The sequence below is a fragment of the Nocardioides sp. 503 genome, assembly GCF_004522095.1.
GTDB lineage: Bacteria > Actinomycetota > Actinomycetes > Propionibacteriales > Nocardioidaceae > Nocardioides.
In genome coordinates this window covers 1159396-1174414 of record NZ_SPUI01000003.1, presented here as the reverse complement: position 1 = coordinate 1174414, position 15019 = coordinate 1159396, and the positions used below count along the sequence as shown (strand labels likewise).

General features: G+C 72.7%; 15 protein-coding genes. 8 read left to right on the top strand and 7 right to left on the bottom strand.

Going from position 1 to position 15019, the window contains the following annotated elements; translation table 11 throughout:
- Position 1: 1 nt before the first annotated feature.
- On the top strand, positions 2-1411 hold the full coding sequence (locus E4622_RS12750) for a glycosyltransferase 87 family protein (RefSeq protein ID WP_134740532.1): 1410 nt from the start codon (positions 2-4) through the stop codon (positions 1409-1411).
- Here the strand turns inward: E4622_RS12750 and E4622_RS12745 are convergent.
- The 3 genes from E4622_RS12745 to E4622_RS12735 all read right to left on the bottom strand — a co-directional run bounded on the left by E4622_RS12745 (position 1372) and on the right by E4622_RS12735 (position 4492).
- Positions 1372-2439, bottom strand: a complete 1068-nt coding sequence (locus E4622_RS12745) for an alanine racemase (RefSeq protein ID WP_134740531.1) — start codon at positions 2437-2439, stop codon at positions 1372-1374. The genes E4622_RS12750 and E4622_RS12745 overlap by 40 nt on opposite strands.
- A 124-nt stretch (positions 2440-2563) precedes the next feature.
- Positions 2564-3685 (bottom strand): peptidoglycan bridge formation glycyltransferase FemA/FemB family protein, encoded by a 1122-nt coding sequence (locus E4622_RS12740; RefSeq protein ID WP_209021936.1) that lies wholly within the window; start codon positions 3683-3685, stop codon positions 2564-2566.
- Between the two features lie 12 nt (positions 3686-3697).
- Positions 3698-4492: a deoxyribonuclease IV gene (locus E4622_RS12735; protein WP_134740529.1), complete on the bottom strand. Its 795-nt coding sequence runs from the start codon at positions 4490-4492 to the stop codon at positions 3698-3700.
- A 137-nt stretch (positions 4493-4629) separates the two neighbouring features.
- Here E4622_RS12735 and E4622_RS12730 point away from each other — a divergent pair, with 137 nt between their 5' ends.
- Complete coding sequence (locus E4622_RS12730; protein ID WP_167736066.1) at positions 4630-6825, top strand: FHA domain-containing protein; 2196 nt, start codon at positions 4630-4632, stop codon at positions 6823-6825.
- An 8-nt stretch (positions 6826-6833) separates the two neighbouring features.
- On the opposite strand, the gene E4622_RS12725 is transcribed toward E4622_RS12730, so the two are convergent.
- Complete coding sequence (locus tag E4622_RS12725) at positions 6834-7706, bottom strand: serine/threonine-protein kinase (RefSeq protein ID WP_209021898.1); 873 nt, start codon at positions 7704-7706, stop codon at positions 6834-6836.
- 177 nt (positions 7707-7883) lie between these two features.
- On the opposite strand from E4622_RS12725, the gene rpsF reads away from it, so the two are divergent.
- From rpsF to rplI, 4 genes are all read left to right on the top strand, one after another.
- Positions 7884-8183 carry a 30S ribosomal protein S6 gene (rpsF, locus tag E4622_RS12720; protein ID WP_134740527.1) on the top strand — a complete coding sequence of 100 codons (300 nt, stop codon included), beginning with the start codon at positions 7884-7886 and terminating at the stop codon, positions 8181-8183.
- 114 nt (positions 8184-8297) lie between these two features.
- The gene (locus tag E4622_RS12715; RefSeq protein WP_134740526.1) at positions 8298-8855 is read left to right on the top strand and encodes a single-stranded DNA-binding protein; all 558 of its coding nucleotides are present in this window, start codon (positions 8298-8300) and stop codon (positions 8853-8855) included.
- A gap of 97 nt (positions 8856-8952) precedes the next feature.
- A complete protein-coding gene (gene rpsR / locus E4622_RS12710) occupies positions 8953-9189 on the top strand; it encodes a 30S ribosomal protein S18 (protein WP_011758085.1) in 237 nt (78 codons plus the stop codon).
- A gap of 15 nt (positions 9190-9204) precedes the next feature.
- The gene (gene rplI / locus E4622_RS12705; RefSeq protein ID WP_134740525.1) at positions 9205-9651 is read left to right on the top strand and encodes a 50S ribosomal protein L9; all 447 of its coding nucleotides are present in this window, start codon (positions 9205-9207) and stop codon (positions 9649-9651) included.
- Between the two features lie 169 nt (positions 9652-9820).
- Here the strand turns inward: rplI and E4622_RS12700 are convergent, their stop codons facing one another.
- The 3 genes from E4622_RS12700 to E4622_RS12690 form a co-directional block, all read right to left on the bottom strand.
- A complete protein-coding gene (locus tag E4622_RS12700) occupies positions 9821-10237 on the bottom strand; it encodes a VOC family protein (RefSeq protein ID WP_134740524.1) in 417 nt (138 codons plus the stop codon).
- Positions 10238-10369: 132 nt separating this feature from the next.
- On the bottom strand, positions 10370-10924 hold the full coding sequence (locus E4622_RS22810) for a hypothetical protein (protein WP_167736065.1): 555 nt from the start codon (positions 10922-10924) through the stop codon (positions 10370-10372).
- A complete protein-coding gene (locus E4622_RS12690; protein ID WP_245155998.1) occupies positions 10921-12264 on the bottom strand; it encodes an MATE family efflux transporter in 1344 nt (447 codons plus the stop codon). Before E4622_RS12690 ends, E4622_RS22810 begins: the two co-directional genes overlap by 4 nt.
- A 510-nt stretch (positions 12265-12774) precedes the next feature.
- Between E4622_RS12690 and dnaB the strand changes: the two genes are divergently transcribed.
- Positions 12775-14124 (top strand): replicative DNA helicase, encoded by a 1350-nt coding sequence (gene dnaB / locus E4622_RS12685; RefSeq protein WP_280633765.1) that lies wholly within the window; start codon positions 12775-12777, stop codon positions 14122-14124.
- A gap of 52 nt (positions 14125-14176) precedes the next feature.
- Entirely contained in the window at positions 14177-15019 is an 843-nt protein-coding gene (locus E4622_RS12680) for a helix-turn-helix transcriptional regulator (RefSeq protein ID WP_134740521.1), read from the top strand.

The following is a 15019-nucleotide window of genomic DNA, read 5'->3' as shown; positions in this document are numbered from 1 at the left end:
CGTGAGCGGTCACGTCCACCCGACCCACGACGACCCGGTCGTCGCCGGCCTGAGCGAGAGCGTCGGCGGGCCTGCCGGCGACCGCATCGGGCCGAGCCGGTGGTGGACGCCGCTGCGGGTCGTGGTGCTGATGGCCGCGGTCGGCTTCGCGCTGGGGATGGTGCAGAAGGCGCCGTGCGTCGACGGCACCTGGAGCGAGGGCGACACCCGCTACTCGGCGATGTGCTACTCCGACCTGCCGTTCCTCTACACGCTGCGCGGCTTCGCCGAGCACACCTATCCCTACACCGACGACGCGCAGACCCGTGACCGCTACGAGTCGATGGAGTACCCCGTCGGGATCTCCTACTGGGCCTGGGCCACCTCGCGCGTCACCCACTGGCTCAACGGCTCCCCGGACCTCGAGGACCGCTACTCCCGCACCGTCGGCGAGCTGCAGGCCGACCCCGAGATCAAGCGGGAGACGCGGCTCTACGTCGCCGTCAACGCCCTGGGACTGGCGCTGCTGACGATCCTGAGCGCCTGGCTGCTGGCCAAGGTCGACCCCCGTCGCCCGTGGGACGCCGCGATCTTCGCCCTCTCACCGACGCTTGCCCTCACCGGGCTGATCAACTGGGACCTGCTCGCCGTGGCCACCGTCGCAGGAGCCCTGTGGGCATGGGCGCGCGATCGCCCGCTGCTGACCGGCGCGCTCATCGGGCTCGGTACGGCGGTCAAGCTCTTCCCGCTGTTCCTGCTGGGCGCGGTCCTGGTGATCTGCCTGCGCCGGCGCCGCCTCGACCAGCTGGGGGCGGTCGTCTTCGCGGGGCTCGCCACCTGGCTGCTGGTCAACGCGCCGGCGTACCTCGCGAGCCCGACGGAGTGGAAGGTCTTCTGGTCGTTCAACTCCGAGCGGACCGCCGACCTCGGCTCCGTCTGGCTGGTCATCGACCAGGCCGGCGACCTCGCGCTGAGCGCGTCGACGATCAACGCCTGGTCGTGGGCGGTCTTCGCGATCTGGTGCGGCGCGGTGTTCGCGCTGGGCATGCTGGCGCCGCAGACGCCGCGCTTCACCCAGCTCGGCTTCCTGATCGTCGCGGGCTTCCTGCTGGTCAACAAGGTCTACTCGCCGCAGTACGTCCTGTGGCTGCTGCCGCTGGCCGTGCTCGCGCGGCCGCGCTGGCGCGACCAGCTGATCTGGCAGGCCGGCGAGGTCTTCTACTTCGCCTCGGTGTGGTGGTACCTCGGCGGCTACCTGGAGCCGGCCGGCGGTGGCGACGTCGGCTTCTACTGGGTGGCGATCGCGGTGCGGATGGTGTGCGAGCTCTACCTGGTCGCGGTCGTCGTGCGCGACGTGTGGCGCCCCGAGCGCGACCCGGTGGAGCGCGAGCCTCAGCTGACGACGACGCGGTCGAACGCCGTCGCGGTGTAGCGGACCCGGACGTCGATCCGGTCGCCGACCGCCGGCACCCGCGCGCCCGAGGGCAGGAACAGCATCGAGGCCTGCATGTGGGGCGGCTCGGCGAAGAGCCGCTGCTTGCCGTCGATCGAGAACGGCGAGCGCACGAAGCCCACCGCGTCCAGGCCGCCGCGGGCCAGGGTCGCCGCCCGCGCCTTGATCGAGGACTCGCCCGTGGGCGCCTCGAGGCCGATGCCGTGCGCGGTGCCGCCGCTGACGATCAGCAGGTGCCCGCTCTTGGGGGCGGTCCGGGCGCGGTAGCCGAAGGCGTCGCCGCGCTCGAGGTCGTGGACGTCCAGGACCGTCGCGGTGACGCTGAGCGCCTCGCGGTCGCCGAGCCACAGCGAGGTGCCGATGCGCGGGCGGATCGTGTAGTCGGCGTACGACGCGCCGAGCGCGGTCAGCTCGCCGTCGGTGAGGTGGCTGACCCACACCGTCGTCGTGCGCAGCCCGGCGGCGACCACGTCGTTCATCAGGCGCGTCACCTCCGACAGGTGCGAGCCCTGCGCCAGCGGCAGGTGCATGGCGATGCCCTCGAGGCGGGCGTGCGGGCGGTCGGCCAGCACCCGGGCGGCGGCCCACAGCTCGCGGGCGGTCATCCCGTGGCGCTGCATCGACGTCATCCGCTCGAGCACGAAGCGGGCGTCGGGCTGGCGGGTGAGCAGCGCCTCGAGGTCCTCGACGCGGCTCACGGTGTGGACGAGCCGCCGCGCCAGCGCGGGGTCCTGCACGCCGTCGGCGTCGAGCGCGGCGCCGAAGGGGCGCCACGGGGTGAGCACCAGCAGGCTGCCGTCGAAGCGCTGCGCGACGTGGCCGATCTCGTCGTAGGTCCCGATCGCGATCGTGTCGACGCCGAGCCACTGCGCCTTGCGCGCCAGCCGCCCCAGCGTGAACCCGTAGCCGTTGCCCTTGACCACCGGCGCCAGCCCCGGGTGCGTGTCGGCCACCTGTCGCAGGTGGGCGCGCCACCGCTCGCCGTCGACGGTCAGCGTGAGGCTCATGGGGTGGCTCCGGTCGCAGGTTTTTCAGCAGCTGCTGAAAAACCTGACGTTCTGGGCCAGAACTCCACCCCAGAAGCGACAGCAAATGCCCAGAGGCTCCCGGCCGGACCGGTCGTCGCGCGCATCAGCGCCGCCTCATGTAGAGGTCGAACGCCGCGTAGAGCGGGCGGTTGAGGGGGAGGTCCCACTCGCCGGCGTACTCGACGGCCTCGCCGCCGGTGCCGACCTTGAACTGGATCAGGCCGGCGTGGGAGTCGTCGGGGTCGAGCGTGTCGGTGATGCCGCGCAGGTCGTAGACCCGGGCGCCCGCGGCGAGCGCGTCGCGCAGCATCGCCCACTGGATCGCGTTGGAGCCGCGGACCTCGCGCTTCTCGGTGGAGGAGGCGCCGTAGGAGTACCAGGCGTGGGTGCCGACGCGGATCGCGATCGTCGAGGCCACCAGGTCGCCCTCGTGACGCGCGAACCACAGCCGGATCCGGTCGGGGCTCTCCGCGCTCAGGGCGTCGGCCATGGTCTGGAAGTACGCCAGCGGGCGGGGCGTGAAGTGGTCGCGCTGCGCGGTGTGGACGTAGAGGTCGTGGAAGGCCTTGAGGTCCTCGGTGCCGCCGGAGGAGGTCACCTCGACGCCCAGCTTGGCAGCCTTCTTGATGTTGCGGCGCCAGAGCTGGTTCATGCCCTTGAGCACGTCGTCCTCGGAGCGCGGGGCGCCGTCGGCGGTGAGCGGCACCTGGAAGACGTACTGCGGCTGCCCGGCCGCGAAGCCGCCCTCCGCCACCTGTCGCCGCCAGCCGAGCTCGTCGAGCTGGCTCACCACGCGCGCGCCCACGGTGTCGCGCTCGGTCGGGGCGAGGTCGTCGAGGCGGCGTACGGCGGGGTCGGCGATGCCGTCCTTGACCTGGGCCGCCGACCAGCGGCGGGTCACCACCGGCGGACCCATGCGCACGCCGAAGGCGCCCTGGGACTTCAGGTGCGCGGTCATCGGGGCCAGCCACTGGTCGAGCTCGTCGGTCTCCCAGTCGATGACCGGACCCTCGGGCAGGTAGGCGAGGTAGCGCTTGAGCCGGGGCAGCTGGCGGTAGAGCACCAGCGCCGCGCCGACGAGCTCCTCGTCGCGGAACCACCCCAGCGACTCGCGCCGCCACTCGCTCTTGACCCGGCCCCACGCGGGGGTCTGCAGGAAGCTCGCGGACTCGCGCGACGCCAGGAGGTCGAGGTGCTGGGACTCGGGGATGGTTCGGACGCTCAGCACAGGTCGAGGCTACAGCCGCTCGCGGAGCCACTCGAAGTCGGCGACGTGCTCCTCGGCCCCGCCCGGCGTCTCGCAGACGACCGGCGCGCCCGCGTCGCGCACGACGGAGGCGAGCAGCTCGGGGTCGATGCGCCCGGCGCCGAAGTTGGCGTGCCGGTCGGCCCCGGTGTCGAACTCGTCGCGGCTGTCGTTGCAGTGCACGAGGTCGATCCGGCCGGTGATCCGGCGGACGTCCTCGACCACCGTCTCCAGCGGGTTGCCACCCGCGTGGGCGTGGCAGGTGTCCAGGCAGAAGCCCACCTGCTCGAAGCCCTCGGCGCCCGAGATCGCGTCCCACACGCGGCCGATCCGCTCGAGGTAGCGGGTCATCGCGTTGTCGCCGCCCGCGGTGTTCTCGATCAGCAGCGGCAGCTTCAGGTCGGTCGCCTCGATGGCCTTGCGCCAGTTGTCGAACCCCTTCTCGGGGTCGTCGGTCTTGTTGACGTGGCCGCCGTGCACGATCAGCCCCTTGGCGCCGACGGAGGCGGCCGCGTCGACGTGCTGCTGGAGCAGCTTGCGGCTCGGGATCCGGATCCGGTTGTTGGTCGTCGCGACGTTGATGAGGTACGGCGCGTGGACGTAGAGGTCGACGCCCGCGGCCTCGGCGTCGGCCTTCAGCCCCTCCGCGCCGCCGGCGTAGGCGATCTCCGGACCGCCGTAGCTCTGCGGGTCGCCCAGGAAGAACTGCACCAGCGGCGCGTTGCGGGCCCTCGCCTCGGCGACGGGGTCGGTCTGGTCGACGTGGGCTCCGATGGCGATGCTCATGCCGTTCATCGTAGGAGCCGGCGCCCCCCTCGTTTCCCGCGACGTCGTGGGGGGCACAGATGCGAGCAACGACCAGAACGGCGCGGCGCGGGCTTAGGCTCCTGTCCACCCGCCCGGGCACCGAAGAAGAGGCCGCCATGAGCACGATCAGCATCCAGTCGCCCACCGGGACGTGGGCCTCGGAGCAGCCACGCACGTTCCGCGTCGGGCGCGAGTCGGACAACGACATCGTGGCGGTGGAGCCGACGGTCTCGCGCCGGCACGCGGAGATCCGGGCCGCCGGCGACGGCTGGGAGGTCGTCGACCTCGGCAGCACCCACGGCACCCGCGTCGACGGTCGGCCGGTGCGCCAGGCCCTGCTGAGCGGCACCTCCACCCTGTCCTTCGGCGCCGACGACGAGGCCCTGACGCTGCGGGTGACCGTCACCGGCGCCGTGGCGCCGCCTCCCCCGCCGCCCGTCGGGCCCGTCGGGACCCCGGCCGTCGGCTTCCCGCCGCCGAGCCCGGCGAGCCCGGCCGGCCCGCCGATGCCGCCGAGCCCTCAGGTGCCGCCGGTCCCGCAGGCCGCCCCCGCTCCGCCGCTCCCGCAGGGCCCGCCGGTCCCCCCGGCCTCGCCATCCAGCCCGGCCGACCGCCCGATGGGCGGGCCGGCCCCGGCCCCGCCGTCGGGACTGCTGGCCCAGACCGTCGTGACGGGCACCCCGATCCCCGGGCTCCCGGGCTTCCCCGGCGCGACGAGTGGGCCGAGCCTGCTCGTGCGCCGTCGTGACGGCGGCGACCTGCGCTTCCAGGCCAACGCCCCGGTGCGCGTGGGCCGCGACCCCGCGCTCGAGGTCGTGGTCGAGGACGCCGCGGTCTCGCGCTGGCACGCGGTGATCGAGCCGCGACCCGACGGCTGGTGGTGGGTCGACCGGTCCACGAGCGGCTCGTACGTCGACGGCGAGCGCCTGACGGCGTACAAGATCGAGGAGCCGGTCGAGGTCCTGCTCGGCCACCCCACCGCGGGCTTCGAGCTCGAGCTGGTGCCGGTCGTCGGCGCCGGCCAGGCGGCCGCGGCGATCCACCGCAAGAAGCGCCGCCGCACCCTCACGCTGGTCGGCGCGGCGCTCGCGCTGCTGCTCGTCATCGGCGGAGGCATCACCACCGCGGTCCTGCTCGGCGGTGACGACAACGGCGGCGACACCCCCAGCGCCGGTGGGCTGAGCCCCGAGAACCTCGCCCGCGCCAAGGCCGCGGCGGTCTACCTGATCGCCGTCGACGAGAGCGGGACGCCGACCCACTCGGGGTCCGGCAGCATCATCAGCGAGGACGGGCTGATCCTCACCAACGCCCACGTCGCCCAGCCCTCGGCGCCCGGCCAGGGCGCCAGCGAGACGCCCGACCCGGCCTACCTGCTGGTCTCGCTCACCTCGAGCGAGGACGACAAGCCGGCCACGGCCGCCTACCGCGCCGAGCCGATCGTGACGGACGGCTACCTCGACCTGTCGGTCCTCAAGATCAACGCCGACGCCGACGGCAACGAGCTCGAGGACTCCGAGATCGACCTGCCCGAGCCGCTGCCGGTCGGCGACAGCGACGAGCTGCACACCGGCGACGAGATCACCGCGCTGGGCTACCCCTCCATCGGCAACGTCCGCGCCACGCTCGACCGGCCGCTCACGGTCACGCGCGGCGTGGTCTCGACGTTCCAGGCCGACGAGATCGTCGACACCGAGCGCGGCCTCATCGACAGCGACGTCCGGCTCGGCTCGGGCAACTCCGGCGGCCCCTCCATCAACGACGCCGGCGAGGTGATCGGCGTCAACACCGCCGTCATCACCGCCGGCTCCGAGGACGCCGGGGCCATCACGTCGGGCTCCGCGCTGATCCGCCCGGTGGCCCTGGCCGACGAGGTGCTCAAGATCGCCCGCGACGGCGGCGACCCCTCCTACGTCTCGCCGTACGCCGAGGAGCTTCCGGAGTCGACCGACGTCCCGGCGGAGGCGACGTTCCGTCCCGCCGGCTGGGTGCGCGACGGCGAGCAGGGCGAGTGCGAGGGCACGAGCAGCCCCGCCAGCCCGCAGACCCTGAGCGTGGAGGCCGGCGAGATGCTCTACGCCGAGTACGTCGTCGAGGGGCTGCCCGACGGCGTCCCGATCGGGGTGACCTACTACGCCCTGGGTGACGAGGACGACCAGCTCAGCTCGCTGCAGGACACCTGGACGTTCGGGGCCGGCTCGACGTGCATCTACGTGCCGTTCGAGGCGCCCGAGGGCATCGCGGGCGTCAACGGCGCCTTCGTCGTCGGCGACGAGGGACGGGTCGTCGCGGAGAACCCGCTCCAGTTCCAGTAGGCGCGGGGTCAGGTGGCGCGGAGCACCGCCGCCACGCCGACGACGGTCGCGAGCGCCAGGCACACGCAGGCCAGGACGACGGCGAGCCGTCCGGCACGCGGGGGGTACGCCGCCGGGCCGAGCCGGTCGGGCACGACGACGCCCGCGGCGGTCGGCGCCAGCTCGGCGACCGGCAGGCGGCGCAGCCGGGCGAGCGCTTCGGTCGCGGACGGCGGCCGCCGCGCGGGGTCGGGGTCCGTGAGCGCGGCGAGCAGGGGGTCCAGCACGCCGGGCCGCCGGCCGGTCAGCTCGCGGCCGACCACGCCGGCGGCGTACAGGTCCTGGGCGGGGTGCGGTGCCGCGCCCCGCTCCTGCTCGGGGGCGGCGTAGCCGCGGGTGCCGACCGGGCCGGCGCCGGTCAGGCGCTGCTCGCCGAGCACGGCGGCGACGCCGAAGTCGGCCAGCCGCAGGTGCAGCGGTCCCGGGTCGAGGAGCAGGTTGGCCGGCTTGACGTCGCGGTGCACGATCCCGGCGGCGTGCACGGCCGCCAGCGCCTGGAGCAGCTGGTCGAGCAGCCGCGCCACCACCGGCTCGGGCAGCGGCCCGTGCTCGGCGCGCAGCTCGGCCACCGAGCCGCCGGTGACCAGGTCCATGCTCAGCACGACCCGCCGCCCGTCGGCCGCCCAGTCGGTCGGCGCGACGACGTGGGGGTGGCGCACCCGCACCGCCTGCTCGCGCACGAACCGCTGCAGCAGCGCGTCGTCGTACCTCCCCAGCAGCTTGGCCGCGACCAGCCGGCGCTCGCGCAGGTCCCAGGCGCGCCACACCGACCCCATGCCACCGACGCCGATCGGGTCGAGCAGGACGTAGCGTCCGGCGAGGGGCGGCTCGGTCGTGCGCATCCCTGGACGCTAGGCCGGTGCGGACCACCGGGGCCGGGATTTCCACAGGGTCCGCGCGCGCTGTTAACCTTGCCTGTCTTTGTCACGCCCACCGACGGGCGTGCCCCGAGATGAACTGCAAGGCCCTCCTGCCACGGAGAGACCGTGGCCGCCGAGTCCAAAGGAGGTAGTACCGCTTTGCGCAACTATGAAGTGATGGTCATCCTCGATCCCAGCATCGAGGAGCGCACCGTTCCCGACTCGCTCGACAAGTACCTCAACGTCATCCGCAAGGACGGCGGCACCGTCGAGAACGTCGACGTCTGGGGACGTCGCCGGCTCGCCTACGAGGTCAAGAAGAACGCCGAGGGCATCTACGCCGTCATCAAGCTGAGCGCCGAGCCGGCCACGGTCAAGGAGTTCGACCGCCAGCTCACGCTCAACGAGGCGATCCTGCGCACCAAGGTGATCCGGCCCGGAGCGCGCTCGCTGACCTGAGGTCCGCACGCGCGTCCTGTGGACACGCACTTTCCACTGTCGACGGCTCAGGCTTTGATGAGCTGAGACGCAGACACGCACCACCCCGGATCAACTCAGCTAGGGAGACGTTTCATGGCAGGCGAGACCGTCATCACCGTGGTCGGCAACCTCGTCGACGACCCGGAGCTCCGCTTCACCCCCTCGGGGGCGGCAGTGGCCAACTTCCGGATCGCGTCGACGCCGCGCACCTTCGACCGGCAGTCCAACGAGTGGAAGGACGGCGACGCCCTCTTCCTCTCGTGTGCCGTGTGGCGCCAGGCGGCGGAGAACGTCGCCGAGTCGCTGCAGAAGGGCATGCGCGTCGTCGTGCAGGGGCGGCTCAAGTCGCGCCAGTACGAGACGCGTGAGGGCGAGAAGCGCACCGTCTTCGAGATCGACGTCGAAGAGGTCGGCCCCTCCCTGAAGTACGCCACGGCCAAGGTCGCCCGCGCCCAGCGCTCCGGCGGTGGCGGCGGTGGCGGCGGCTACGGCGGCGGCCAGTCCTCCGGCGGCGGCCAGCCGTCCGGTGGTGGCGACGACCCGTGGGCGACCGCGGCGCCGTCGCGTCCGGCCGGCGGCCAGGGTGGCGGCGCTCCGGCGTCCGACCCCTGGGGCGCCCCGGGCGTGGGCTCGGAGGAGCCTCCGTTCTGAGCCGATCCGGCTCCACGCACCACATCCACGCAATCAACCCGAACCATTCCGGCGCCGTACCCACTCGGGGCCGGGCTTCTAGAGAGGAAGCACCACAATGGCCAAGGCAGTGATTCGCAAGCCCAAGAAGAAGGTTTGCCAGTTCTGCAAGGAGAAGGCGACCGGTGTCGACTACAAGGACACCGCCCTGCTCCGCAAGTTCATCTCCGACCGCGGCAAGATCCGCGCGCGTCGGGTCACCGGCAACTGCGTCCAGCACCAGCGGGACGTCGCGATCGCGGTCAAGAACGCCCGCGAGGTCGCCCTGCTGCCCTACACGTCCACCGGTCGATAAGGGGGCTTGACCAACATGAAGCTCATCCTGACCCAGGAAGTGACCGGTCTCGGCGCGCCCGGCGACGTGGTCGAGGTCAAGGACGGCTACGGCCGTAACTACCTCATCCCGCGCAACGTCGCGATCCGTTGGACCCGTGGCGGTGAGAAGCAGGTGACCTCCATCAAGGCCGCCCGCGCCTCGCGCTCGGTCCGCGACCACGACCACGCCGAGCAGATCAAGACCAAGCTCGAGTCGTCGCCCGTCGACGTCAAGGTCCGCGCCGGTGACGGCGGCCGCCTGTTCGGCTCCGTCACGGTCGCCGACATCGCCGACGCCATCACCACGGTGTCCGGCGAGGCCGTCGACAAGCGCACGATCGTCGTCAAGAACCCGATCAAGGCGCTCGGCAGCCACCAGGTCTCGGTCAAGCTGCACGACGAGGTGTCCGCGGACGTGGCCCTCAACGTGATCCCCGCCTGACCCAGCCCCACCCGCACCACGACGAGGCCGTCCTCCCTTCGGGGAGGGCGGCCTCGTCGCATGTGTGGGGGTCGGCCGACGATGATGTAACACGTCGTCCACGACTCTTTCAGCCCGTTGCAGCGGGATGGAAGTACCGACGACGACGTGTTACATGGGCTCGGCGGCCTCAGCGCTGCTGGAAGAAGGTCAGCAGGTTGCCGTCGAGGTCGAGGGCGGCGAGCTCCCGGGTGCCCCAGTCGGTGTCGGTCGGCGCGCCGGGGTCGGTGGGGTGCAGCACCCCTCGAGCGGCGAGCTCGGCGTGGAGCGCGTCCACGTCGGTGACGTGGATGCGGCAGCTGGCCGTGCCCGCGATGAAGGTCTCGGCGCCGGTCGAGACGGGCGAGTCGCGCAGGTCCTGCTCGGGTCGCAGCCGCCAGCCGTCGTCGCCGGCCGCCCACAGGTGCAGGAAGGTCTCGTCACGGGTGAGGATCGCGAAGCCGTCGTCCCGGTGGGGGCAGGCGAAGCCGAACCGGTCGGCGTAGTGCTGCACCGCTGCCTCGATGTCCCGCACCGGCAACGCCGGTGTCGCGGCTCCCGTCGTCATCAGCACTCCCGCGCTCGTCGTCGGCGACAGCCTAGAAGCCTCGCCCGCTCGGGTCGCTGTCCGGACATGTAACACGTCGTTGTGACCTCTTCCACGTCGAAATATCAACGTGGAAGAGGTCATATCGACGTGTTACATGGGCTCGGCGGCGCTCGCGACCCGCGGCCCGGGGCCGCCGGCCCAGACGCGGCCGGAGCAGCTGAACATCAGCCACACCAGGGCGACGTAGAGCAGCTGGGCGGCCAGCGCCGCGGTCGAGGACAGCGAGTCGACGCCGGCGCCGAAGACCACGACCGGCAGCAGCGCCACGACGACGACCACCGTCCGCAGCAGCCGCAACCGGCGGGCCGCGCGCTCGTCGCCCGCGGCCCCGGCGGCCTCGGCCAGGCCGTGGCACAGCAGCGTCACGAGGGCGAACGCCGGCAGGTCGGCGCTCCAGCCGACCGACGCGTCCAGGTCGGCGAGCCGGTCGCGCACGTCGGGGAACCACAGCGGCACGGACACGGCCAGCGTCAGCGCGCCGGTCGCCAGCATGGCGGCGCGCAGCGGGGTCGCGCGCGGCAGGCGGCGTACGCCGAGCAGGACCAGCAGCCAGCCGAAGGGGTCCGCGTAGGCGTCGTAGCCGTGGAAGCGTGCGTAGAGCGCGACGAACACGAAGCCCATCGCGGCCGACTGCAGGGGCTTCATGTCGTCACTGTAGGGGCGCCGGTGACCAGCCAGGCGTCGGTCCGGGCGCGACGGGTGAGGACCACGAACCGCATGCCCATGAAGACCGCGGAGAAGACCACCCAGACGGCGACGAGCCCGCCCAGGAGCTGCGCCGCCAGGATCGCCAGCGGCGCGTAGACCGCCAGCGTGGCCAGCCCGCCCCACGCGAGGTAGGTGCCGTCGCCGGCCCCGATCAGCACGCCGTCGAGCACGAAGACGACCCCGGCGACCGGCTGCCCGACCGCCGCGACGACGAGCACCGGCACCAGCAGCCGCTGCACGTCGGGGTCGGAGCTGAAGAGTGGGCCGAGCAGCGGGCTCAGGGCGGCCAGGCCCACGCCGGTGGCCACCCCGCTGACGACGCCCCACTGCACCATCCGCCGGGTCACCGCCCGCGCGGCCGCGACGTCGCCCGCCCCGAGGTGGCGTCCGGTGATGGCCTGCGCGGCGATGGCGATGGCGTCCAGCGCGAACGCGAGGAACGTCCACAGCGTCATCGCCAGCTGGTGTGTGGCCAGGTCGACCGCGGAGCCGGCGCCGGCCCCCAGCGTCACGGCGTACGTCGTGACGAGCAGGGCGGCCCGCAGGGTCAGCGTGCGCACCACGAGGGCCACCGCCGCGCGGGCGGCGGCCCGCACGCCGCGCAGGTCCGGGCGCAGCGACGTGCCCTCGCGCCGCGCGCCGCGGGCCACCACCGCGACCAGCGCCGCGGCGCTCGCCAGCTGGGCGAGCACCGAGCCGACCGCGGAGCCGGCCAGCCCCATCCCGGCGACCGGGCCGGCGCCGTACACGAGCAGCAGGTTGAGCACGATGTTGAGCGCGTTGCCCGCCACGGCCACGACGAGCGGGGTACGGGTGTCCTGCAGGCCGCGCAGCACGCCGGTCGCGGCGAGCATCACCAGGAGCGGGACGGTGCCAAGGAAGGCGATCCGCAGGTACGTCGCCGCGTGGTCCGAGACCTCTGCCTCGGCCCCGAAGGCGGCGACCAGCGGGCCGGTCAGCGCGACGCCCGCCACGGTCGTCACGACCCCGATCAGGACCGCCAGCCACACCCCGTCGACGCCCTGCGCGAGGGCGCGGGAGCGGTCGCCGGCACCCAGGTGGCGCGCCACGCTGGCGGTGGTGCCGTAGGCCAGGAAGACGCACAGGCCGACCGCGGTCTGCAGCACCACGGCCGCGATGCCGAGGCCGGCCAGCTCCGGGGTCCCGAGGTGGCCGACGATGGCGGCGTCGCTGAGCAGGAACAGCGGCTCGGAGACCAGGGCGAGGAAGGCCGGGACCGCCAGTCTCCAGATCTCTCGGTCGATTTCCCGGCGCACCAGGACATTCTCTGGTAAACGCCCGGCCGGTGGATAACGTGTGGAAACCGTGGACGTACGGGCTCTTTGTCGACATACCGGCACTCGACGGGCGGGTGGACGGGCGGTGAACCGAGATCGCGGCGAAGTATTTTCCGTGCACATGCCGCGCAGAGCGTCTGCGCAGGTCAGAGGGCTGTTCCGGGGTGGCCGCGGACCTGTCTCCACAGGCTCCTCCCCATGCTGTGCACAAGCAGCGTGCGTGTCGTCCACGGCGTGTCCAGAGTTATCCCCAGGCCCTGTGGACAGGCTCCTACCGCCGAGGCCCTCGGGACCCGTAGGTTCGCGGCTGACCCACCCGCTGTCGGTGCCCTCTCCTAGCGTGTCGACTCACCACCCGGGCCTGCCCGCACCACCCCCGACCACCTCTCCGACCGGTCACCGGACGACAGGGAGCCAGCGTTGAGCGTCACCGAGTCCGACACACGAGGGGCCTCCGAGCCCCCGTTCGAGGACTGGGGCGACGGCCCGGTGTCCTACGCGCCCGGCGAGCGGCCCAGCCGCCCCGGCGACCGGACCCCGCCGCAGGACATGGCGGCCGAGCAGTCGGTGCTCGGCTCGATGCTGATCTCCAAGGACGCCGTCGCCGAGGTGTCCGAGGTGCTCCGCGGCGTCGACTTCTACCGCCCCTCCCACGAGACGATCCACGACGCGATCATCGACCTCTTCGGACGCGGCGAGCCCGTCGACATGATCACGGTCGCCTCCGAGCTCCAGCGCAAGGGCGAGCTGGCCCGCATCGGCGGCGCTCCCTACCTCCACACCCTCGCCGCCAACGTCCCGATCGCCGCCAACGCCGCCTTCTACGCCGAGATCGTCCGCGAGAAGGCCGTCCTGCGCCGCCTCGTCGACGCCGGCACCAAGATCGTGCAGATCGGCTACGCCGGCGAGGGCCAGGTCGACGACATCGTCGACCGCGCGCAGGCCGAGATCTACCAGGTGGCCGACCGCCGCAGCGCCGAGGACTACGCGCCACTGTCCGACATCATGGACAAGGTCCTCGACGAGATCGAGGCCATCGAGAACCGCGAGTCCGGCCTCTACGGCGTACCCACCGGCTTCGCCGACCTCGACGACCTCACCAACGGCCTCCACTCCGGCCAGATGATCATCGTCGCCGCCCGTCCCGCCATGGGGAAGTCGACGCTGGCGCTCGACTTCTGCCGCGCGGCCTCGATCAACAACAACCTCGCCAGCGTCTTCTTCAGCCTCGAGATGACGCGCTCGGAGATCACGATGCGGCTGCTCTCGGCCGAGGCGAAGGTCCCCCTCAACCACATCCGCAACGGCAAGATGGGCAGCGAGGACTGGGACAAGCTGGCCCGCCACATGGGCAAGGTGTCCTCGGCGCCGATGTTCATCGACGACTCGCCCAACATGACGATGATGGAGATCCGGGCCAAGGCCCGACGGCTCAAGCAGCGCCACGACCTGCGCCTCATCGTCATCGACTACATGCAGCTGATGTCGTCGGGCCGCAAGGTCGAGTCCCGCCAGCTCGAGGTCTCGGAGTTCTCCCGCCAGATCAAGCTCCTCGCCAAGGAGCTCGAGCTCCCGATCATCGCCCTGTCCCAGCTCAACCGTGGTCCCGAGCAGCGCAGCGACAAGCGCCCGATGATGAGCGACCTGCGTGAGTCCGGCTCCCTGGAGCAGGACGCCGACATGGTCATCCTGCTGCACCGCGACGACGCCTACGAGAAGGAGTCGACCCGCCCCGGCGAGGCCGACCTGATCGTCGCCAAGCACCGCAACGGCGCCACCCGCGACATCACCGTGGCCTTCCAGGGCCACTACTCCCGCTTCGTCGACATGGCCCACTGACGGGTCGAGCTCCGGCCCACGGGCGGGTCCGGCAGCGGCTACGGTGGCCGACGTGGACCCGGAGGAGGAGGCGCTGAGCGGCTTCCTGCGGGCCCGACGCTCGCTGACGCGCCCGGAGGACGTGGGCCTTCCGCCGGGACCTCGGCGCCGGGTCCCGGGGCTGCGCCGCGAGGAGGTCGCCTCGCTGGCGGGCATCAGCCCGGACTACTACGTCCGCCTCGAGCAGGGCCGCGGGCACCGGCCCTCGAAGGAGGTCCTCGACGCGATCGCCGGCGCCCTGCGGCTGGACCGGCCCTCGCGCTCGCACCTGCACCGGCTCGCGGCGGCTCCGGCGCCGGGGCGACGGCCCGAGGCGCGCCTCCAGCCGGGCATCCGTGACCTGCTCCTGACCCTCGACACCACCGTCTCGGCGTTCGTACAGGACCGGTTCATGGACGTGCTCGCCGCCAACCGGCTGGCCGGGGCGCTGTCGCCGGCCTTCGCCACCGGCGTCAACCTGCTCGAGAGCGCCTTCCTGGACCCCGCGACCCGGCTGCTCTACGAGGACTGGGACCAGGTCGCCGCCGAGGCCGTGGCCGGGCTGAGGGCCTCGGTCGGTGCCCGGGTCGCCGACCCCCGGCTGGGCGAGCTCGTCGACCACCTCTCCTCCGCGAGCGAGGAGTTCGCGGCGCTGTGGGCGCGGCGCGACGTGCTGCCCAAGGTCGGTGGCGTACGTCGCCTCCGCCACCCCCTCGTCGGTCCGATGGAGCTGCGCCACGAGAAGCTGGCGGTCAGCGGGGCCGGCGGCCAGCTGCTGGTGGTCCACCACGCCGAGCCGGGCACGCCGTCGGCCGCGGCGTTCGCGAGGCTGGCCGCCTCCGTGGGCGCGGAGGCACCGACCGCCCCGACGGCCTAG

Excerpts from the sequence above, each read along its gene's own strand:
- E4622_RS12745 (WP_134740531.1), bottom strand. The coding sequence starts at position 2,439 with ATGAGCCTCACGCTGACCGTCGACGGCGAGCGGTGGCGCGCCCACCTG.
- E4622_RS12735 (WP_134740529.1), bottom strand. The coding sequence starts at position 4,492 with ATGAGCATCGCCATCGGAGCCCACGTCGACCAGACCGACCCCGTCGCC.
- E4622_RS12730 (WP_167736066.1), top strand. The coding sequence starts at position 4,630 with ATGAGCACGATCAGCATCCAGTCGCCCACCGGGACGTGGGCCTCGGAG.
- E4622_RS12725 (WP_209021898.1), bottom strand. The coding sequence starts at position 7,706 with ATGCGCACGACCGAGCCGCCCCTCGCCGGACGCTACGTCCTGCTCGAC.
- E4622_RS12715 (WP_134740526.1), top strand. The coding sequence starts at position 8,298 with ATGGCAGGCGAGACCGTCATCACCGTGGTCGGCAACCTCGTCGACGAC.
- rpsR (WP_011758085.1), top strand. The coding sequence starts at position 8,953 with ATGGCCAAGGCAGTGATTCGCAAGCCCAAGAAGAAGGTTTGCCAGTTC.
- rplI (WP_134740525.1), top strand. The coding sequence starts at position 9,205 with ATGAAGCTCATCCTGACCCAGGAAGTGACCGGTCTCGGCGCGCCCGGC.
- E4622_RS12700 (WP_134740524.1), bottom strand. The coding sequence starts at position 10,237 with ATGACGACGGGAGCCGCGACACCGGCGTTGCCGGTGCGGGACATCGAG.
- E4622_RS22810 (WP_167736065.1), bottom strand. The coding sequence starts at position 10,924 with ATGAAGCCCCTGCAGTCGGCCGCGATGGGCTTCGTGTTCGTCGCGCTC.